Below are 21,237 nucleotides of genomic sequence, written 5' to 3' on the forward strand. Positions count from 1 at the left end.
GTGTCCGACCGCCCGGCACTCGACGGTGAACCCGCCAGCGACGCTCAGTACGGATATCCGGGAATGTTGAGTCGCACGCTGTACAGCCCGGAGTCGCCCCACGGGCCCGACGTGATGAAGAGGGTCTGCCGGTCGGGACCGCCGAACGCGACGTTTGTCGTGCCGGTGTTACCGGGCCGGATCGTGCCGAGCGGGGTGCCGGCCGGGGAGTAGACGTGCACCAGCGAGTCCCGACCCGAGGTCCAGTAGACGTTGCCGGCGCAGTCGATGGTGCCGCCGTCCGGACCGCCGATGTAGTTCACGAAGACGCTGCGGGCGCCGACGCTGCCGTCGGGCTGGACGACGTACTTGTAGATCTTGTTCTCGGCGTAGGCGCCCACGTACAGTGCGCTCCCGTCCGGCGACAGCGAGATCCCGTTGGGTTGGCGCAACGTGTCGTCCACCAGCGACACCTGCCCGCCGGAGACGCGGAAGACGCTGGTGCGCCCACTCATCTGGTCGGGCCGGTTGCCGCGCTGGAAGTTCGGGTCGGTGAAGTAGACGACGCCGTCCGATCGGACCGCGACGTCGTTCGGCGAGTTGAACGCCCGGCCCTGGTAGTTGGCCGCGACGGTGCTGCGGGTCCGGTCGCTCAGCCGGTACGCGGAGACGCTGCGCTGGTCGTGGGTGGCCGCGACGAGCTGCTGGGCGTCGGCGGTGAGCGCGAGCCCGTTGCTGCCGGCGTTGGCGATGAACGTGTCGAAGGTCGCCGGCGGGGTGAACCGGCGGATCGTCGACGGCTGGACGTTGTACGGCCCGGTGCCGGCGGTCATGTCGGACATCAGCAGGTAGCCACCGTCAGCGACCCAGACCGGCCCTTCGAGGAAGGTGAACCCGCCCCGGATCCGCGGAGCCGTCACGGTGCTCGCCGGCAGCGGCGGACCGTAACTGACGCCGGTTGGGCAGGCCCCGGGCGGTGCGCCGGGCGGACCGGCGAGTGCGGCGTGCGCGCTGGCCTGCGCGGCGTGGACGGCAGCACCGGCGGGCACTGTGGTGGTGGTGACCGCGAGGCACAGGCCAGCCAGCGCGGCAAGGGTGGGACGCCAGGTCATCGAACACTCCAATCGGCGTCGAGGGTGGCGATGGCCGGCGTGCAAGGTCGGGGGCTGGCACGGCGTGAGGACGGGGCCGTCGACGTGAATATTCGGGAGCCTAAATCATGAAGCAGTGGTCCGCAGCGGTTTTGCCGTCAGATATTTCGAAGCGGATCCGGTTTGTAGACAAAGGCGCTGGTCAATGCGAAAAGGGGGCCGTGGAATAGTTCCGATCGGACCACAGTGGAGTGTCCGGCGGTGGTCCGGACACCGGGCCGGGACGTGGCGCAATAGGGTTGGGCCATGACCGGCCTGCTCAGTGGTGCCCGAACCGCAGCCAATCCGCTCCGTCAGCTCACGATCGACCAGCTCCGGCAGCGGACCAGCCTCAAGTGGCGGGAACACCCCGACGACGTGCTGCCGCTCTGGGTGGCCGAGATGGACGTGCCCCTGGCCGAGCCGGTCGCACTGGCGATCACCGACGCCGTCGCGCGCGGCGACACCGGCTACACCGCCGGCACGGCGTACCCGCAGGCGTTGGCGGAGTTCGCTCGGCGGCGGTGGGGCTGGGACGGGCTGGCCGTGGAGCGCACCGCACTGGTGCCCGACGTGATGCACGGCGTCGTCGAGGCGCTACGCCTGGTCACCGAACCGGGGGACGCGGTGGTCGTCAACTGCCCGGTCTACCCGCCGTTCTACGAGTCCGTGGCGCACGCCGACCGCCGGATCGTGGAGGCGCCGCTCGGCGAGACCCTGCGGATCGACCTCGGCACGCTGGAGGAAGCGTTCCGGCGGGCCCGCGCCGGTGGACGGCCGGCGGCGTACCTGCTGTGCAGCCCGCACAACCCGACCGGCGTCGTGCACACCGCGGCCGAGTTGACCGCCGTCGCCGACCTCGCCGAGCGGCACGGGGTGCGGGTGGTCGCCGACGAGATCCACGCGCCGGTGGTGGCCGGCGGAGCGCGGTTCGTGCCGTACCTCTCGGTGCCCGGCGCGGAGACCGGCCTGTCGCTGATGTCCGCCTCCAAGGGATGGAACCTGTCCGGCCTGCGCGGCGGGCTCCTCGTCGCCGGCCCGGCCGCGGCCGGGGACCTCGCTCGCGTCCCGTTCGGGGTCAGCGTCAGCACCAGCCACCTCGGCGTGATCGCCCACACCGCGGCCTTCCGCGACGGCGGCGAATGGCTCGATTCCCTGCTGACCGGCCTGGACGACAACCGTCGGCTGCTTGCCGACCTGCTCGCCGAGCACCTGCCGGCCGTCCGCTACCAACCCGGTCAGGGCACCTACCTGGCCTGGCTCGACTGCCGGGCGCTGGGCCTCGGCGACGACCCGGCCACCGTGTTCCTCGACAGTGCCCGGGTGGCGCTCAACTCCGGGTTGGCGTTCGGCACCGGCGGTGATGGGCACGTCCGACTGAACCTGGCCACCGCGCCGGAGCTCATCACCGAGGCGGTACGCCGGATGGCCGGCGTCGTCGGCTGAGACCGGCACGGATGTCGGTAGGTCGCTCTACGGACCAGCGGGGCCCGCAGGCTCACCACCGCACTGGCCGGCCGACCCACTGATCCGCGTTCCGCCGGGCCGGGACACCCCCGGCCCGGCCGAGTGGTCCGCCTTCCGACCGTACTTCGCGGGGGACGCAACCTGATGGTCGTCCGGCCCCGTCGAGCTTGCGGAGGAGGGAGCCTTGATGGTGGATGCCGAGGGTGAGTTCGTGGAGTACGTCTCCGCGCGACTGCCGCGCCTGCATCGGACCGCGTTCCTGATGTGCGGTGACGCCCATCTGGCCGATGACGTGGTGCAGCAGACGATCACGTCGCTCTACGTGAACTGGCGCCGGGTCAGCCGGGCCGACAACGTCGACGCGTACGTCCATCGGATGCTGGTGCACAAGCTCGTCGATGAGAAGCGCCTGAGCTGGGCGAAGGTCCGGTTGTTGGGGTCTGCGCCGGTGCCGGAGCGCTCACCGGCGACCCCGCATGACGACCTGGCCGAGCGGGACAGCCTGCTCGCGGCGCTCGCCCGTCTGCCGCGCGGCCAGCGCACAGTGCTGGTCCTGCGGTTCCTGTGCGACCTGTCGCTGGCCGACACGGCCGCCGCGATGGGCTGCTCCGAAGGCAACGTGAAGGCGCAGACGGCCCGGGCTCTGGCGGCTGTTCGCCAGGTGCTCGACGTCGCCGAGATGTCAGTGAGGAGTCCGAGATGACCACCGTGGACGATCAGCGGTTCGCCGCGCTGCTGCGGTCGGTGTCGGTTCCCGAGCCGCGGGTCGACGTGAGGCGGGCCGTCCGCGACGGCCGGCGCCGCCGCCAGCGGCGCCGCGTCGCCGGCGCCGCCGCCCTGACGGTGCTGGCCGGGGTCGGCGTCGTGGGTGCCGTTCAGGTCGGCGGGACCGCCAGCTCGCCGGCGCCGACCACGCCGGCACTCGCGGTGTCGCCGGCCGCTACCGGGTCGGCCGCCCCCCGCCCGCCAGTCACCTGCCAGGCGTCGTGGTTGTCGCAGCCGATCGACGGTCCGGTCGCGGTGGCCGTCGGAGTCGACCCCACCGGGCGGTACGTCGTCGGCGACATCGGCACCGGGCAGGAGGACGGGCGGGTTGTGCTGTGGACCGACGGCAGGCCGGTCGTCCTGCCGAAGACCGCGCGGCACGCGGCAGCGGTCAACGCCAGCGGCCATGTGGTGGGCACCGACGGCGACGGCACCGGCTGGGTGTACCGGGACGGGAAGCTGCGTTTCCTGGCCACCCCGCCCGGCTTTGACGCGGTGCTCGTGCACGCGGTCAACGCCCGGGGTGACATCGTCGGGACGGCCCGCAGGTCGGACGACTCGCACCAGGCCGTGCGGTGGTCGACGGCGCAGCCCCAGACGTACCGGCTGATCGGCCAGCGGGGGTCGACCGCGACCGGGATCACCGACGACGGCACGATCGTCGGCGGAATGGACCAACAGCCCTACCGGTGGACGCCGCAGGGCGTCGGTGCGGCGCTGGCGGTGCCCGAGGGCTACCCGCGGGCGTCGGTCGAATCGGCGCAGGGCGAATGGGCGGTCGGAATGGTACCCGGCGGCAGCAACGGCGGCGCCGTGCAGATGCTGCCGGTGCGGTGGAACCTCTCCACCGGGGCGGTGAGCCTGTTGCCCTTCCCCGGGGCCAGCGGCATCTCCGCCGAGGGTGAGGTGCTCATCGGCGACGGCGCGCCGCTGATCGTCGCCCCGGACGGCACCTCCCGCCGGCTGCCGGGCCGACCCGAGGTCCGCGCGACCGAGCCGGGCACGTACACGGCGGAGGGGATCAGCGACGACGGTCTGACGGTGGTCGGGGCCGTCTACGAGAACCAGGCGTACCGGCCGCTGGTGTGGCGCTGCGGACGTTGATGGGTTGAGCGGCCCCGTTCACCGTCGCGGTGGGGGACTGCCGGGGAGCGTGCCTCCGGGTCGTTTCAGCCGACCGGGCCCGTGGGTACGCTCCCACCCGCCTCAGGCGATGGTGGACGGTCGCGGTGCCCTGGTGACCACGGCGCTGGCGAGCAGAAGCGCCACCGCTGGGAGGAACGCGCCACCGATGCCCAGCCCGAGCAGCAGCCCCCAGCCGGTGATGACGAGCGCGGCCACCAGGTCGGCGGCCACCGTCAGCCGACCGAACCGCTGCGCGAGGACGGGCAGCACCGCCGCGACGACGGGGACGCCGAGCAGATAACCGGCCGCGGCGCCCGAGTCGTCCACTGTGAACGGAGCCAACGCGGCGGCCACCAGCACGGTGATCGCCAGGGCCGACCAGCGGAGCACCGACCGGGTGTCGGCCGGTCTGCGGAGCAGGACCACGAGACCGACGAGCAGGACGCCCACGACGGCCCCGACGCTCACCACACCGATCATGATGTTCTCCTCGACCGCCGCAGGTGGTGTCTCATCGAAGACGGCGGATCGTCGTCTCTGCGTCCACCATACGGCTGCCCCGGCCACCGGCACGAGGTCAGAACATCAGGCGCGTCCGTGCCGGGTCTGGGCGGTGTCAGCCGGCGTCCAGCACCTCCCGCAGCCGCGCGGCGAACTCCTCGGGTTTGCCCGCGTAGCCGAACTCGCCGCCGAGGAACCCGCCGTGGTGACTCGGGAACACCACGGCCTCCTGGCCGAGCAGCGCCGCGAGGCCCAGTGCGGTGCGCGCGGTGTACGTCCCGGCCGACTCTTCGCCGACCGCGACCACGATCCGGGTGGGCGCGGCGGTGAGCACCTCCGCGTCGGGCCGGTAGTCGGTGATCGCCCACGAGTTCTGCGACAGCAGCGGATCGTCGCGGCTGCCGTCGTCGTCGGCGGTCATGCCGAACATCGCAGGGTCAGGGGTGGGCTGGGCGAAGTAGGCGTCGGTGAACTCGCCCTGCCAGGAGGTCATCGCGATGAACGCGGCCATCCCCGCGCCCGAGCCCTTCGCCTGGTACGCCTCGTAGAAGCCGGCCCGGGCGCGCTCGGCGGCCGTGGCGTCGGGGAGCACGGCGTTGATCGGCGGTTCGTGCGCCACCAGGGTGGCGACGTCGCCGGGATGGGTGGCGACCAGTTCGAGGGCGGTCACCGCGCCGCCGCTGCTGGCGAAGAGGTCGACCGGACCGACGTCGAGCGCCTCGACGAGCGCGTGCAGGTCGGCCGCCTGCTGCTGCGGCGTGTGGTCGGACCGACCGTCAGTGCGGACGCTGCGGCCCAGGCCACGCGGGTCGTAGGTGAGGACCGTGCGGTCCGTGAAGTGCGGGGCGAGGGCGGTGAAGCCCTCCGCCGTCATCGGCTGGCCGATCAGGAGCAGCGCACGATGGACGCCGGTGGGAGGTAGCGGGCCGCGGACGTCGTAGACCAGGTCGACGCCGGGAATGTCCAGGGTGTGTGTCTGGATGTCCTGCATCCGATGAGACTACGGCCGGCCAGGGGAAATTGGCGGCGGCTGGCGGAGCGCGTCGTCGATGATGCCGGGCATCCGCCGGGCCACTCCCGCGAGGAGGTCCGCGACCTGGACGCGCGGGTCGTCGCGGGAGTCGACCATCACCAGCCCCGCCAGGGGTGACACCCCGGTCGGCAACGCGGCAGCCCGGTTGCCGCCGGCCGCCGACGCGTCGCCGTTGGCGGCCAACACCCGCTGAAGCCGGGTCAGCCGGTCGGCCGTCAGGGCACTCTGCTCGTCGTGGGTCACCAGCACCTGCCGCTGGCCGCCGCTCCAGGAAAGGACCGTTTCGGCCAGCGCCGGCAGCAGCGGCTCCAGCGGGGGAGGGACCGTGCGGTCGTCGGCGTCGAGCCTGGCCACCACGGTCCGCACCTGGTTCGGGCGGAGCCCGCCGAGGACGGCGTCGGCCACCGTGCCGAGGCCGTGTCGCCGCAGCGCGTCCCGGGCCTGGAAGAACCGCCGCACCGTCTGGTCGACCGGAAGCCGCCGCTTCATGCGGACCAGATCGACGAACGCCGACAGGAAGGCAGTCCAGTCGCTTCCGGTCGAGCGCCCGGCCGCGTACAGGGCGAGAGCGGCCGGATGGTGCTCGCGAGCCAGGCAGGTGCCTGCCGCGTACGACGGCTCGGTCAGCAGGAAGTCCACGATCCGGGTGACGAGGAAGAACTCCTTGTCGATGAGGTGGACGTGCGCGCGGCCGGCCAGCGTCGCCAGGAACCACTCCAGTGCCTCCTGCGCGCCGGAGCCGCGCAGGAACCGGCCGGACTTGAGCTCGTGCGGCGCGAACCGGAACCCGGACCGTAGGGCGGTGATGATCGCGACCGCCTCGTCGGCGGCCAGGTCGACGCTCGCGTGCGTGATCACCGGGGCGGTCGAGTGCAGCAGGTTCGTACCCGAGAATCCCGACTCGTCGCAGGCGATCCGCACGACGGCCCCGACCACCACCGCGCCGCCCGGCGGTAGTCCGCCTTGGAGGGGCGATCTCACCGCCGTCCTCCTGCCATGCCGCCCATGGTCACCCGTGATCCGGCGGAGAACAACCCGATTGTGGAGGCGAGAACGCTGGGCGGTGCCGGTGCTTGGCGCGGGGCGCAGCCGGATCGCCGTACATCTGATGTATGTCCTCCCGGGTGGGTCGTCGGCGGCAGCATCGTGGCCCATTGCCCGGCGCTGCCGCCTCGCTGCCTCGCTGCTCACCCTCCCGTGCATCTTGCTGACCGGGCACAGGGGCGCGGTGTCCACGCATTGATCGACCGTTGCCTATTCTGTGGCCCCGGAGTAACCTTCCCGAAACACATCAGATGTCTGGCGCGTCACTGCCGGGCGTCGGCCTGCTCAGGCAGGGTCCCGGTTGGCCCCACCAAGCGGATCCCCATGTCGAGTCCCACAGTTGTCACGCTTCGGGGTGGCCGGACTGGTCACCGTTTGGAGGATCGATGTCAGACCTGACCCGACGGCAAGCCCTCAAGATCGGCGCAGCCGGCGCGGGTGGCGCTCTCCTGCCGGTGCCCTGGACCGCCGTGGCACGTGCGGACTCGGTGGCGCCGCCGCAGGTGCTGGCCGCCGGTGACCTCGCGCTCTGGTACGACGAGGGGGCCGGCACCGACTGGCTGCGGGCGTTGCCGATCGGCAACGGCCGACTCGGCGCCATGGTCTTCGGCAACGTCGACACCGAGCGCCTTCAGCTCAACGAGGACACCGTCTGGGCCGGCGGCCCGCATGATCCCAGCAACACCAGAGGCGCGGGCGCGATCGCGGAGATCCGGCGGCTGGTCAACGCCAACCAGTGGACCCAGGCCCAGGATCTGATCAACCAGACCATGATGGGCAACCCCGGCGGTCAGCTGGCCTACCAGACCGTCGGTAACCTCCGGCTGGCCTTCGGATCCGCCAGCGGAGCGTCCCAGTACGACCGGACGCTCGACCTCACCACCGCCACCGTCACGACGACGTACGTGCTCAACGGCGTTCGTCACCAGCGGGAGGTGTTCGTCAGCGCGCCGGATCAGGTCATCGCGATGCGACTGACCGCCGACCGCAGCGGCTCGATCAGCTTCACCGCCACCTTCGACAGCCCGCAGCGCACCACCGTGTCCAGCCCGGACGGCACCACGATCGGCCTGGACGGCATCTCCGGGAACATGGAGGGCATCACCGGCCAGGTCCGCTTCCTCGCCCTGGCCAACGCGACAGTCAGCGGCGGCAGCGTGTCCAGCTCCGGCGGCACCCTGCGGGTGACCAACGCCAACAGCGTGGTCCTGCTGATCTCCATCGGCTCCAGCTACGTCAACTACCGCAATGTCGGCGGCGACTACCAGGGCATCGCCCGGCAGCGCCTCACCGCCGCGCGGGCCAGCAGCTACGACCAGTTGCGCAGCCGGCACGTCGCCGACTATCAGGCGCTGTTCGGCCGGGTCACCCTGGATCTGGGGCGCACGTCCGCTGCCGACCAGACGACGGATGTCCGGATCGCCCAGCACAACAGCGTCAACGACCCGCAGTTCTCCACGCTGCTGTTCCAGTACGGCCGGTACCTGCTGATCTCGTCGTCGCGGCCCGGCACCCAGCCGGCGAACCTCCAGGGCATCTGGAACGACTCACTGGCCCCGGCGTGGGACTCGAAGTACACGATCAACGCCAACCTGCCGATGAACTACTGGCCGGCCAACACCACCAACCTGGCCGAGTGTCACAACCCGGTCTTCGACATGGTCAGAGACCTTGCGGTCGCCGGAGCGCGGACCGCCCAGGTGCAGTACGGCGCCGCCAGTGGCTGGGTCACCCACCACAACACCGACGCCTGGCGGGCCACCGCCGTGGTGGACGGCGCGTTCTGGGGCATGTGGCAGACCGGTGGGGCCTGGCTGTCCACGTTGATCTGGGACCACTACCTGTTCAACGGCGACATCGAGTTCCTGCGGACGAACTACCCGGCCATGAAGGGCGCGGCACAGTTCTTCCTCAACACCCTGGTCACCGAGCCGACCCTCGGCTACCTGGTGACCAACCCGTCGAACTCGCCGGAGCTGAGCCACCACTCGAACGCCAGCGTCTGCGCCGGCCCCACCATGGACAACCAGATCCTGCGGGACCTGTTCGACGCCTGCGCCCGGGCGAGCGAGATCCTCAACGTGGACAGCACGTTCCGCGCCCAGGTTCGTGCCACCCGGGACCGGCTCCCGCCGATGAAGGTCGGGTCGCGGGGCAACATCATGGAGTGGCTCTACGACTGGGTGGAGACCGAGCCCAACCACCGGCACATCTCGCACCTGTACGGGCTGGCCCCGAGCAACCAGATCACCAAGCGCGGCACCCCGCAGCTGTTCGAGGCGGCCCGGCGGACCCTCGCCCTGCGCGGCGACGACGGCACGGGCTGGTCGCTGGCCTGGAAAATCAACTTCTGGGCTCGGATGGAGGAGGGCAAGCGGGCCCACGACCTGATCCGCTACCTCGCCACCACCGCGCGACTCGCGCCCAACATGTTCGACCTGCACCCGCCCTTCCAGATCGACGGCAACTTCGGGGCCACCGCGGGCATCGCCGAGATGCTGCTGCAGAGCCACATCGGCGAGCTGCACATCCTGCCCGCGCTGCCGCCGGCCTGGCCGAGCGGGCGGGTGACCGGCCTGCGCGGTCGGGGCGGGCACACGGTCGGCATCACCTGGGCGAGCGGTCAGGCCACCGAGATCCTCGTCCGACCGGACCGGGCCGGCACCGTCCGCCTGCGCTCCCGGATCCTGACCGGCACCGTCACTGTCGTCGACACCGCCGACGGTACGGCGGCCCGCACCACCCGGATCGAGTCCGACCTGATCGAGGTCACCGTGCAGGCCGGGCGCACCTACCGGGTCACCAGCTCCGGGGCCACCACACCGACGTTGGAGCAGAGCTTCAGCAACGTCGGCATCACCAGCGACAGCAACACCAACGTCGGCAACTTCGACGGCGGCGGGGCGTCGCTCTCCGCGCAGGCGCTGGCGCAGGCCGGTGCCAGCCCGGGAGGCACGATCAGCCGCAACGGGGTCACCTTCCGCTGGCCCAACGTCAGTTCCGGGGCCTCCGACAACGCCATCGCCTCGGGCCAGACCATCGGCATCAGCGGCACCGGCAGCACGCTGGGCTTCCTGCTCACCGGCACCTACGGCTCGGTGTCCGGCACCGGCACCGTGGTCTACGCCGACGGCACCCGCCAGACGTTCACGCTCAGCTCGCCCGACTGGTACGGCGGGCCGCACTCCGGGGGAACGGCGGCCATCGTGTCCGCGTACCAGAACCGGCCCAACAACGTCCGCCAGAACACCGCCGCGTGCATCTACTACGTCGGTGTCGGGTTGCAGAACAAGGCGGTGGCCTCGGTCGTGTTGCCCAACATCAGCGCCCGACCGGCGACGAACGTGCCGACCATGCACATCTTCGCCATCGCGATCGGGGGCTGACGGCAGGGGCCGCAGCCTCGGGGGAGCGTGACCGGGTCCGTCCCAGCTGGGACGGGCCCGGTCACGGATTTCGGGGGCGCTGTCGGGGTGGATGCGGTATGCCGCTCATCAGCACATCGACATGCCGGGCCAGCCGGAGCGCACGGTCAGCGGACGCGTTCCCCGTGGCTCTCGATGCGGAAGTAGTCGAAGGCGACGTCGAGGTCGGTGGAGGTGCCGGCCCGGTTGAAGGCCAGCAGCCCGGCCTTCGTCGGCTCGACGTTCAGCGTCTGCGAGCCGATGTAGCGGTAGACGCTCCCGTCGCTGGAGTAGTAGGCGCGGTAGCGGTCCCCGACCTTGGTCAGGCGCAGCCAGATGGCCCCGTCGGCCCCGACGATGCGCTGGGCGTCGGCACCGGTGATCTCCAGCGTCGACGCCGTGCCGTTCTGTTCACGCAGGAAGACGATCCGGGTCTTGTTGATGGCCGCAGTCGCGTTGCCCATCTCCCAGGCGAGCTTCACGTAGTTGTTGTCGTCCGCGTACCCGAGAACACCGCCCTGCTCGTTGTTGCCGGCGAGGGGACGGGAGAAGACCACCCGGGACTCGGCCGTCCAGTCGCCGTCGACGTCCTGCAGGGCCAGGTTCCTCGCGGTGTTGACGTTGCCCTGGAGGTCGCCCTGCTGGGCGGTGACGACCAGGGACCCGTCGGCCAGTCGTTGCCTGCTCTCGTCCGGCCGGACCCACTGCCACTGCGGGCCGAGCGGGGTCGACTCGAACTCGTCGCTGCCAGTGAGGGTGGTGTTCAGGTCCACCGTGTAGACCGACGACGCCGCGCCGTTCGTGACGGTGACCCGGGCCTGCCCGGTGGCGTTGGCCGCCTGCTCCACCGCGACCGAGGCGGCGGGGTCGGCGGCGCTGGCGGTGACCGTCGGCACTGTCGTGGCGCCGGCCGGCGTGAGGGCGTTGTAGCGCAGCACCGTCGGCGCGAAGGACGTCAGGCGCCTGCCGTCGACGCGCAGCGCCGTCAGCGTGGTGTCGGGCACCAGGTTGAAGACGTAGTTCTTCACGAGAGGCCCGAAGAAACTCTCGGTCGTGACCTTGACGACCGCCTGCCCGGGTACGCCGGCCGCCTGGGAGATGATCTCGTAACGGGCCTTGCGGTCGGCGGTCCGCACCTTCGTGATGGTCGGCGAGGCCCCGGCCGGCAGCGGGATGGTGTACGAGGCGTCCGAGAGGTTGAAGCCGCCGAACGTCTTCCCGTTCACGACGATCGTCGCCGACAGTGGCGCGTCGTCGACCGGGATGTCCCGCCCGCTGAACTCCTTCCAGTAGTTCACCGAGGTGTCCCGCCAGTCGGCGGCGTCCGCCTCGTGGACCGCCAGCTTGGCACGCACCTCGGCGAACCGGCGCGCGTCGATGTCGGGCTGGAGCGCGTCCCAGGTCTCCCGCATCCAGGTCACGTACTGCACGCCCATCTGGTAGCGGTAGACCAGCTCTGCCCAGAACGTCCGCCCGCTGTCCATCCGATGGCCCCACGGCACGTGGTGGAACCACATCAGCAGGTTCTCCGGGATCGAGTCGATGGTGCCGTAGCGCTGCTGCAGGCGGGGGAAGTACTGGGCGGCCAGGTTGCTGCCGGTGGGGGAGCGGTCGAAGCCCAGACCGACGCTGTCGGCCTTGTTGTAGTAGATCGGGCTCCAGTCGTCGCGGCCCGCCCAGTCGGCGGGGTCGGGACGGTAGTGGGCGCCCTCGGCGAACTGGTGACCGATGCCCAGCGGCGTCTGGTAGCTGACCAGCGACTCCCACGAGCCCATCATCATCTTCCGGATGGTGTCGACGACACGCCGGTCGTTGCTCCAGGTCATCCGCGTCCAGTCGGTCGCGATGTCCGCCGAGTCGAGGATCCAGTCCCACGCCTGACGTCCGAAGGCGAAGAGGTTCGCCTGGGCGAAGTGGTGCCCGGTCAGGTTGTCGGCGTTGCCGAGGTTCGCGACACCCACGATGGCGGTGTCCGAGTGGTGCTGCGCGGTCCCGTCGACGATGTCGCCGACCAGCCGCTCCTTGAGCAGCTTCCCGTTCGCGTCGGTCGCGTACGTGTCGGTCTTGAGGATCTCCTCGTACATCGGGCCGAGGTAGGTCAGCATCCAGTTCTGGCCGGTGTACTCCTGCGTGATCTGGAGTTCCAGGGCCTGGTTGGTGTTCTCCATCCGGCCGAACATCGGGTGGATGGGCTCGCGGGCCTGGAAGTCCAGTGGCCCGTTCTTGGTCTGCAGGAACACGTTGTCGGCGAAGCGTCCCCGGCTGCCGTCCGGCTGGATCTCGTCGTCGATCGGCCCGAACTCCAGGTAGGCTCGCTTGAGCCGGTCGTTGTCGACGTCGGCGTTGTAGACGAACGTCCGCCAGTGCACCGTCATCCCGAGCGGGGCCACCGCGGCGGCGATGGCGTTGGCGCCGTCACCGTGGTCGTACCCGAAGTCCTGTGGCCCCGGCTGGCCCTCGGAGTTGGCCTTCACGGTGAGTCCCATGAAGTCCGGGATCGCGGCCTGGATCTGCTGGGCCCGGCGGTGCCACCAGCCCCGGAAATCCGCACCGTACGGGTCGAGCTGGCTGTTGGTCAGCGTGTCCGGCGCGAACCGGCTGTCGGTGGGCGCGGTGTACCGGATCGACAGGCCCAACCTGATGCCGTACGGCCGCAACGCGTCGGCGAGGGCCGCCTCCTGCGCGATGCGGGCGCTCGTCAGGTACGCGTTGTCGGCGTTGACGTTGTTGATGGTGATGCCGTTGATGCCCAGTGACGCCAGCGCCCGGGCCATGACGAGGTAGCGGTCGAGGATGACGGGCAGGTTCCGGCCGGCGCTGGCACCGGTCGCGGCGAAGTTGAAGATCGCCCCGCTCTCCCCGTTCAGCCCGCCCAGCCCGGAGGCGTTGTTGCCCGCGTAGAGACGCTCGGTCTCCCAGTTGTTCAGCAACCGGTGCTTGATCTTCGGTGACTCCGCGACCCGGAGGTGGTCGATCGGTTTCCGGGTCTGGAGGAGTCGGAGGAAGGCGAAGGTGCCGTACAGCGCGCCGAGGTCGGTGTTGCCGGCGATGACGGTGAACCGTGCCCCGCCCTTCGAGACCGAGCGGACAAGGTAGCCCTCGTCGCCCACAGTGGCCAGATCGCGGGTCGCGACGGTACGGCCCACCAGCGGTGAGCTCGCCGGTGTGCCCACCACCACCGCGCCGTCCGGGACCGTGCCGTTGTCGGCCGGCAGCGTCGGTGTCGACTGGTCGAGCAGCCCGTTCAGGCCGCGTACCAGCTCGTCCCGAGCGGCGCCCAGCGTGGTCTCGACGAGCTTCTCGGCGGAACCGGGAGCCATGGCGAGGTCCGTGGTGTGCCGGTGCAGCGTGGTGGCGTCGGCGTTCTCGACCACGACCGCCGTGGCCGCGCGGCGGTAGTCGCGCAGCAGCTTCGCGTCGTCGACCGGCACGTAGCGCAGCCACAGGTCGGAGCCGTCGTAGTCGTCGGGTGACGCAGCCGCGGCGACCGGTGTCGCGGCGACCGGTGTCGCGGCGACCGGTGTCGCGGCGACCGGCGTCGTGGCGACAGTGAGGGTGGCCGCGACGGTGGCGAGCACCGTGCCCAGCACGATGAGGGTTCGCCGTAGCCGGGGCACCGAAGCTCGGTTCATCGCCATCTCCTCGTTCGTCCGCTGGGGACGCCGCTGCGCCCGTCCCGCGAGCGCCCGACGTTGACGGATGGATGCGCGTCGATCGTGGGCGGCGCTGCCGCGCCTCGGCAACCAGTTGTCGTTTCTTGTCGTGGGCCGGGCGGCCTCACTGCCGGCGGGCCGCCGGGTCCGGTGCGGACCGGTCCCGCGCCCACTGCGGGCGGACGCGACCCGGGCCCGGGTTACGCGTGGCCGTCGAGTCGCGCACCACGAGGCGTACCGGCAGGACCATCGGCCGGCCGGTGTGCCCGGGCGCCCCCGCGATCATCGTGAGGAGGTGCCGGGTCGCGGCCGACCCCTCCGCGTAGAGCGGCGCCGCGACCGTGGTGAGCCCGGGCGTCACGATGTCGGCGGCGAGGATGTTGTCGAAACCCACGACGCTCACGTCACCCGGAACGTTGACGCCCATCCGGCTGAGGCCACGGATGATCCCGATGGCCATCTGGTCGTTGAAGGCGAGGACCGCCGTCGCCGGGCGGGCGAACAGCTCCCGCGCGGCCCGCTCACCGCCGGCCATGGTGGGGCTGAACGGTCCGATCTGACGGACCTTGATCTCCAGCTCCATGCCCGCCTCGAGCAGCGAGCGCCAGCGGATGCCGTTGGGCCAGGACGCCTGCGGCCCCGCGACGTAGGTGATGTGGTCGTGCCCCAGCTCGCCGAGGTGCTCGGCGGCCCGCCGTACCCCGCGGGGGTCGTCGGTGACGACGCACGGCACGTCGGCGAGAGCGCGGTTGAGGACCACCACCGGCCGCTGTTTGGCGACCATCCGGATGGCCGAGTCGGACATCCGGCTGCTGGCCAGCACGATGCCGTCGACAGTCGACATGGTGCGTTCGACAGCCGCCCGCTCCAACCGGTCGGACTCCTGGGCGTCGATCAGCACTGTGGTGTACTCGCCGTCGGTCGCCGCCTCCTGCGCGCCGCGCACGATCTCCGCGTACACCGGGTTGGTGATGTCGGCGATGACCAGCGCGATCATCCGCGTGCGGGACGTGGTGAGGGCGCGAGCGAGGGGGTTGGTCCGGTAGCCCAACCGCTCGGCGACCCGTCGGATCCGATCGGCGGTCTCGGAGTTGACGCGACTCGGTCGCGAGAACGCGCGGGACACCGTCGAGGGTGAGACGTCCGCCTCGGCAGCGACGTCGTAGATCGTGACTCTCTTTTCCGGCGGCCTGGTGTGGTCGGGCATCTGCATGCTCCTCCCGGCTACGCGCAGTGATCATGGTATGGCGGCCGTGAATACTCGGCAATGCCCCCGCAACAATCCGGCCGCCCGATCGCATTCGCACGAGGCAATACATGGCAACCCGTTGCCGCCGTGGCGCGCCGGCTGAATCAATCAGCACCGATGACACCTGGCGGAGGGAACGGCTCATGGGTATGACGCGGCGCGGCGCTCTCCTGGTCACGGCATCGTCGCTGCTGGTGGGCGCGGTCGGGTGTGGAGCACCCGAGGCTCCCGGTGACACCACCGGCGACACCACTGGCGAGGTGCCACAGCGGCCCGGCAAGGCCGTCACCCTCAACGTCCTGGACGTGGCGGGCAACCTCCAGTTGACCCAGGGGATGATCGACGAGTTCGTCTCGAAGAACCCCGACGTGATCTCCCGGGTGACGTATTCGAAGGCACCGGCACCCGAGCTGGCCGGAAAGATCAAGGCCCAGCAGGGGGCGGACCGGGTGGACATCGGTCTCGTGCTGACCGGCGTCGACGGCCTGGCCGCCGGGATCGAGCAGGGGCTCTGGATCGACGTGTTGCCAACCTTCCAGGACCGCCTCGGCGGCATGCGCGACTACCTGGCACCGGCCGCCGCGATGCAGCAGCTCGCCGGCAACGCGGGGGTCACCGTCACCTACTACCCGTCCGGCCCGCTGCTCGAATACCTGCCGTCCCGCCTTCCGACGCCACCCACCAGCGCGGACGCGCTGCTCGCCTGGGCCAAGGCCAACCCCAGGAAATTCCAGTACGCCCGCCCGGCCAACTCCGGCCCCGGCCGGACGTTCCTGATGGGACTGCCCTACATCCTGGGCGACTCGAACCCCAAGGACCCCACCGCGGGATGGGACAAGACGTGGGCCTTCCTCAAGGAGCTGGGCCAGTACGTCGACTACTACCCGTCCGGCACCACCGAGACGATGAAGAACCTCGCCAACGGCACCGCGCACCTCATCGTCAGCACGACCGGTTGGGACATCAACCCGCGGGTGCTCGGCACCGTGCCCAAGGAGGCCAGGATCACCCCGATCGACGGCTTCCACTGGGTCACCGACGCGCACTACGCCGTCATGCCCAAGGGCGTGTCGACCGACACCCAGGCCGCGGTGCTGGCCCTGTTGGCGTTCATGCTCACCCCCGAACAGCAGGCGAAGGCGTACGACGAGGGTTACTTCTACCCGGGCCCGGCGATCAAGGAGGTCCAGCTCTCCTCGGCCCCGCAGAAGAGTCAGGACGCGATCCGGGAGTTCGGTCGCCCGGAGTACGACGCGCTGATCGCCGGAAACCCGACCGAGGTTCCGCTCGACGCGAAGAGCCTGGTGGCGGCGTTCAGCCGCTGGGACCGTGAGATCGGCGGCGGGAAGGTCAAGCAGGGATGAGCGCCTTCTCCCAGCTGCGGCTGGACGGGGTGTCCCGACGGTTCGGCGGCCAGGCCGCGCTCACCGAGCTGGACCTGACGATCGGGGCGGGGGAGTTCATCGCCCTGCTCGGCCCGTCCGGCTGTGGCAAGTCGACGGCGTTGAACTGCCTGGCCGGGCTGCTGCCGTTGACGGCGGGGAGCATCTGGCAGGACGAGCGCCGCATCGACACACTGCCGCCGGAGCGGCGCGGCTTCGGCATGGTGTTCCAGAGCTACGCCCTCTTCCCGCACCTGACCGTCCGGGCGAACATCGCCTTCGGGCTGCGTATGCGGCGGCTGCCCAAGGAGGAGACGCGCCGGCGTACGGACGAGGCGGTGCGGCTGGTGCGACTGGAGGACCACGTCGACAAGCTGCCCGGTCAGCTCTCGGGTGGACAGCAGCAGCGCGTCGCCATCGCCCGCGCCGTCGTGTTCGAGCCGTCCCTGGTGCTGATGGACGAGCCGCTGAGCAACCTCGACGCGAAGCTGCGCCTGGAGATGCGGACCGAGATCCGCCGGCTGCACCAGTCGCTGGGGCTCACCACCGTCTACGTGACCCACGACCAGGAGGAGGCGCTCTCCCTGGCCGACCGGCTGGTGGTGCTGCGGGAGGGGCGGGTGCAGCAGATCGGCTCGCCGCGCGAGCTGCACACCCGACCGGCGAACTGGCACGTCGCCGACTTCATGGGCTACCGCAACCTGTGGCGGGGGCGGGTGGAGCGGCGGGACGGCGCGCGGGCCACCGTCGAGTCGTCCGGGCACCGTCTGCTCGGCGAGGTGGTGGGCGACGTCCAGGCCGAGGCGGAGGCAGTGCTCGCGGTGCGCCCCGAGGACATCCGCGTCGACGGGCCCGGCGAGGCCCACAACGCCCTGTCGGCGACCGTCGAGGTGGTGGAGTATCAGGGCCGCGAGTTGGCGGCCGAGGCCCGCACCGACACCGGGCTGCTGCTGCACCTGCGCACCGAGCGGCGGATCGCCCCGGGCGACCAGGTCAGGCTCGGGGTCGACCCGCAGCGGCTGCTCGTCTATCCCGCCGACGCGGCGGCGGCGCAGACCAACCGCGTCCCGCAGGCCTCGGGGGCGACGCGGTGAGCCGGTCCGGGCGGCCGCTGACGCACTGGCAGCACCGCCTCGCCGAGCGGGGCGTCGACCGTCAGCTCTGGTTGCTGGTCCCGGCGCTGGTCTTCGTCATCGCCCTGTTCCTCTACCCGTTCTTCTACGGGCTGACGCTCTCGTTCCAGCCGACCACCGGCGGGCCGTTCAGCGACTACGCCCGGTTCTTCTCCGACTCCTACGAGCGGGGAACGATCGGCATCACACTGCGGATCGCGTTGCCCGCCGCGCTCCTGAACGTGCTCGCCGCGGTGCCGATCGCCTACCGGATGCGCGGCCGGTTCCGGGGCAAGCGGTTGGTCACCACCCTGCTGGTCGTGCCGATCACGCTCGGCACCGTCCTCACCGCCCAGGGGTTGTTGAACTTCCTCGGCCCGACCGGCTGGTTCAACCGTGTCCTGCTGGCCACCAACCTCGTCGACGAGCCGGTGCGGCTGACCCACAACTACTGGGGTGTGTTCCTCTCGCTGGTGATCACCGGCTTTCCGTTCGCGTTCCTGCTGGTGCTCTCGTACCTGTCCGGCATCGACCCGACCCTGGAACGGGCCGCCGCGACGCTGGGCGCGGACTGGCGTCACCGGTTCACCCGGATCACCCTGCCGCTGCTGATGCCCGGCCTCGCCACGACCTTCTGCCTGACGTTCGTCCTGGCGTTCAGCGTGTTCCCGTCGGCGGTTCTGGTCGGCAACCCGGCCGGTGAGACCCGGGTCATCTCCCTCGCCGCCTACCAGGCCGCGTACGAGCAGTACGACTATCCGTACGCGTCGGCGATCGCCATGATCATGGGCTTCGTCGAGCTGGTCGTCATCGCTGTGGTGCTGGCCGCCCGCAGCCGCTTCTACACCGGCTCCACCGGAGGCAAGGGCTGATGGCAACGACCACCCAGGCGCCACCGGTGCGGCCCCCCGCCCCCAGCACCGACCGGCGGCGGCGCATCGCCGCCCGGCCGGCCGCCTGGATCGTGTGGGGCGTCGTCATCTTCTTCTTCCTCAACCTGCTGGGCGTCGTGGCGTCCGTGCTGGTCAGCTCGTTCGGCAGGCGGTGGTTCGACACCTGGCTCCCGGACGGCTACACCACCGACTGGTACGTCCGGGCCTGGGACGAGTTCGCGCTGCTCCAGGTCATCGTCGTGACCCTGGAGGTCTCCGTTCTCGTCGTGGGCCTCTCGCTGGTGATCGGCGTGCCGGCCGCCTACGCCCTCGCGCGACGCTCGTTCCCGGGCAAGCGGCTGATCTTCCTGGTGTTCCTGCTGCCCATCCTGATGCCCCCGATCACGTACGGCATCCCGCTGGCGACAGTCCTCTACAAGTTCGGCCTGGCCGGGCACCTGTCCGGGGTGGTGCTGGCCAACCTCGTACCGTCGGTGCCGTTCGTCATCCTGACCATGACCCCGTTCATCGAGCAGATCGACCCGCGGATCGAGAGCGCCGCGCGGATGTGCGGCGCCGGCCTGCGCACGGTGTTCCTCCGGGTCCTCACTCCGCTGCTGGTGCCGGGCATCCTCGCCTCCGCGATCCTCGTGCTGGTCCGGACCGTGGGGATGTTCGAGCTGACCTTCCTGACCGCCGGGCCCGACTCGCAGACCCTGGTGGTGGCGCTGTACTACTCGATGTCCGCGTCCGGGATCCGGGCCCAGCAGTCGGTCGACGCCATGGCGGTCATCTACACCTCGATGATGCTGGTCCTGCTCGTCGTCGCACTGCGCTACGTGAACCCGACCCAGCTCGTGGCGCAGGTCAAGGACGAGCCGGAGCACTGAGCCCGGTGCCGGCGTCGAGGATCTCACCCAGACGACCCGCCACCGTGACGAGCGTGGGCAGCCTGGTCCGCAGACCGCGGTAGGCCGTGGCGAGCGCCGGGTCGACAGTGACGCGGTCGCCGCCGGCCCCCGGGTCGAGCTGGGTGACCGCCGCCTGGAGGTCGGCGGTGTGGCCGATCGCGAAGAGCCCGAGCGCCGCCGCGCCGAGGGTGACCTGGTCGGCCGCGCCCGCCACCTGGACGGGGCAGTCCAGGACCGCCGCCATCACCTCGCGCCACAGCGGAGACCGGAAGGCGCCCCCGGTCAGCCGTACACTGCCGATCGGCGTCAGCTCGGCCAGCCGGTCACGGACACCGCCGAGTTGCAGGCAGACGCCCTCCACGGCGGCCCGGACCAGGTGAGCGCGTGAGTGCTCGCCGCGCAGCCCCAGGAACGCGCCGGGCGGCGCGCAGCCCTCCGGCGCGGCCGGGTCGGCCCACAGGTACGGCAGCATCACGACTCCGTCGCTGCCCGGTGCGATCCGCGCGGCGAGATCCAGCAGCGCGGGGGTGGCGTTGTCGTCGCCGAGAACCCGTGCCGCCCACCGCACCACGTTGCCGCCGTTGCCGACCGACCCGCGGACGACCCACGCGTCCTCGGTCAGCGCCGCACAGGAGAAGGTCTCGGCCGCGTCGGTGCGGGGTGCCCTGACGACGGTCCGCAGAGCCCCGGTGGCCCCGAGCGTCAGGCCGCCGACGGTGTGCTCGGTCGCCGCCGCGCCCAGGCTCCGCAACGGACCGTCACCCGCACCCACCACGACGGGTGTGCCCGGCGGCAGACCGACCGCGCGCCCGGCCGCCGGCGACAGCCGCAGCACCGCCGTGGTGGGCAGCACCGGAGGCAGTTGGCTCTCGGACACTCCGGCGAGGTCGAGGACCGCGGAACTCCACGCCCGACGGTGCACGTCGAACATCCCGGTGCCGGATGCCGAGGACAACTCGGTCACCAACATCCCGGTGAGCCGATGGACCACATAGTCCTTGAGGCCGACCCACCACCGGGTCGCCGTGCAGAGGTACGGCTCGTGCCGGGCGAACCACAGGAGCTTGCAGAGCGGGTTTCTCGGGTGCACCGGCGTACCTGTCGACCGGTGCAGCTCCCGGCTCTGACCGGACGACAGCAGTTCGCGGGCCGCCTCCGCCGACCGCGTGTCACGCCCGGTCAGCAGCGGCGTCACCGGCGTCATCGCCGCGTCCAGCCCGATGAGGCCGTACCTGGCGGAACTCAGCGCGAGGGCGACCACCTCCGCCCCGGCGGTGCCGGCCACGCACGCGGAGGTGGCCGCCAGGGTGGCCGCCACGAGCACGTCCGGCTCCTGTACCCGCCAGCCGGGCACCGGCTCCACCACCGGGTACGCCCGGGTAGCGACGTGTCGGGCGGTGCCGTCCAACGTGAACGCGACCGCCCGCGCGGCGGTGGTGCCCACGTCGACTCCGACGATCACCCGACGCTCCGGCTGCATCCGCACATGGTCGAGCGGCGCTGCGCGGGCCGGCAAGCGGTTGCGCGCAGTTGTCGTCACGGCGGTGGCAGCCGCCGGTCGGGCTCGGAAGGGTCGGGCTCGGAAGGGTCGGGCTCGGAAAGACCGGGCA

At 71.1% G+C, this 21,237-nt stretch carries 15 protein-coding genes; 8 read left to right on the top strand and 7 right to left on the bottom strand.

Translation table 11 applies throughout. From position 1 onward, the window contains the following. Nucleotides 1-44: 44 nt before the first annotated feature. On the bottom strand, nt 45-1,091 hold the full coding sequence (locus tag ACX27O_RS27530; RefSeq protein WP_358130138.1) for an SMP-30/gluconolactonase/LRE family protein: 1,047 nt from the start codon (nt 1,089-1,091) through the stop codon (nt 45-47). A gap of 285 nt (nt 1,092-1,376) precedes the next feature. On the opposite strand from ACX27O_RS27530, the gene ACX27O_RS27535 reads away from it, so the two are divergent. The 3 genes from ACX27O_RS27535 (at nt 1,377) to ACX27O_RS27545 (ending at nt 4,445) form a co-directional block, all read left to right on the top strand. After that, on the top strand, nt 1,377-2,555 hold the full coding sequence (locus ACX27O_RS27535) for a MalY/PatB family protein (RefSeq protein WP_210857815.1): 1,179 nt from the start codon (nt 1,377-1,379) through the stop codon (nt 2,553-2,555). A 208-nt stretch (nt 2,556-2,763) separates the two neighbouring features. After that, the gene (locus ACX27O_RS27540) at nt 2,764-3,279 is read left to right on the top strand and encodes a SigE family RNA polymerase sigma factor (protein WP_307857901.1); all 516 of its coding nucleotides are present in this window, start codon (nt 2,764-2,766) and stop codon (nt 3,277-3,279) included. Further along, nucleotides 3,276-4,445: a hypothetical protein gene (locus ACX27O_RS27545; protein ID WP_458940318.1), complete on the top strand. Its 1,170-nt coding sequence runs from the start codon at nt 3,276-3,278 to the stop codon at nt 4,443-4,445. The genes ACX27O_RS27540 and ACX27O_RS27545 overlap by 4 nt, the downstream gene beginning before the upstream one ends. 102 nt (nt 4,446-4,547) lie before the next feature. On the opposite strand, the gene ACX27O_RS27550 is transcribed toward ACX27O_RS27545, so the two are convergent. From ACX27O_RS27550 to ACX27O_RS27560, 3 genes are all read right to left on the bottom strand, one after another. Then, nucleotides 4,548-4,946, bottom strand: coding sequence for a hypothetical protein (locus ACX27O_RS27550; protein WP_036410719.1), 399 nt, complete (start codon nt 4,944-4,946; stop codon nt 4,548-4,550). Between the two features lie 136 nt (nt 4,947-5,082). After that, nucleotides 5,083-5,958 (bottom strand): alpha/beta fold hydrolase, encoded by an 876-nt coding sequence (locus ACX27O_RS27555; protein WP_210866565.1) that lies wholly within the window; start codon nt 5,956-5,958, stop codon nt 5,083-5,085. A gap of 9 nt (nt 5,959-5,967) precedes the next feature. Next, nucleotides 5,968-6,981: a hypothetical protein gene (locus ACX27O_RS27560; RefSeq protein ID WP_210866564.1), complete on the bottom strand. Its 1,014-nt coding sequence runs from the start codon at nt 6,979-6,981 to the stop codon at nt 5,968-5,970. Nucleotides 6,982-7,430: 449 nt separating this feature from the next. Between ACX27O_RS27560 and ACX27O_RS27565 the strand changes: the two genes are divergently transcribed. Beyond that, entirely contained in the window at nt 7,431-10,430 is a 3,000-nt protein-coding gene (locus ACX27O_RS27565; protein ID WP_458940319.1) for a glycoside hydrolase family 95 protein, read from the top strand. Nucleotides 10,431-10,576: 146 nt separating this feature from the next. Here the strand turns inward: ACX27O_RS27565 and ACX27O_RS27570 are convergent, their stop codons facing one another. Next, complete coding sequence (locus ACX27O_RS27570; RefSeq protein ID WP_458940320.1) at nt 10,577-14,080, bottom strand: alpha-glucuronidase family glycosyl hydrolase; 3,504 nt, start codon at nt 14,078-14,080, stop codon at nt 10,577-10,579. A 145-nt stretch (nt 14,081-14,225) separates the two neighbouring features. Next, nucleotides 14,226-15,308, bottom strand: a complete 1,083-nt coding sequence (locus ACX27O_RS27575; RefSeq protein ID WP_210857822.1) for a LacI family DNA-binding transcriptional regulator — start codon at nt 15,306-15,308, stop codon at nt 14,226-14,228. A gap of 185 nt (nt 15,309-15,493) precedes the next feature. Between ACX27O_RS27575 and ACX27O_RS27580 the strand changes: the two genes are divergently transcribed. From ACX27O_RS27580 to ACX27O_RS27595, 4 genes are read left to right on the top strand one after another with little or no spacing between them, the layout of a single operon-like run. Further along, nucleotides 15,494-16,714, top strand: coding sequence for an ABC transporter substrate-binding protein (locus tag ACX27O_RS27580; RefSeq protein ID WP_030328246.1), 1,221 nt, complete (start codon nt 15,494-15,496; stop codon nt 16,712-16,714). Next, nucleotides 16,711-17,826, top strand: coding sequence for an ABC transporter ATP-binding protein (locus ACX27O_RS27585; protein WP_030328244.1), 1,116 nt, complete (start codon nt 16,711-16,713; stop codon nt 17,824-17,826). Before ACX27O_RS27580 ends, ACX27O_RS27585 begins: the two co-directional genes overlap by 4 nt. Then, nucleotides 17,823-18,716, top strand: a complete 894-nt coding sequence (locus ACX27O_RS27590) for an ABC transporter permease (protein WP_030328241.1) — start codon at nt 17,823-17,825, stop codon at nt 18,714-18,716. The genes ACX27O_RS27585 and ACX27O_RS27590 overlap by 4 nt, the downstream gene beginning before the upstream one ends. Then, a complete protein-coding gene (locus ACX27O_RS27595) occupies nt 18,716-19,606 on the top strand; it encodes an ABC transporter permease (protein WP_458940321.1) in 891 nt (296 codons plus the stop codon). The genes ACX27O_RS27590 and ACX27O_RS27595 overlap by 1 nt, the downstream gene beginning before the upstream one ends. Here the strand turns inward: ACX27O_RS27595 and ACX27O_RS27600 are convergent. After that, on the bottom strand, nt 19,584-21,107 hold the full coding sequence (locus ACX27O_RS27600; protein ID WP_051708140.1) for a gluconokinase: 1,524 nt from the start codon (nt 21,105-21,107) through the stop codon (nt 19,584-19,586). The two genes, ACX27O_RS27595 and ACX27O_RS27600, sit on opposite strands and share 23 nt — an antisense overlap. Nucleotides 21,108-21,237 lie beyond the last annotated feature (130 nt).

Source organism: Micromonospora sp. SD19, assembly GCF_054462275.1.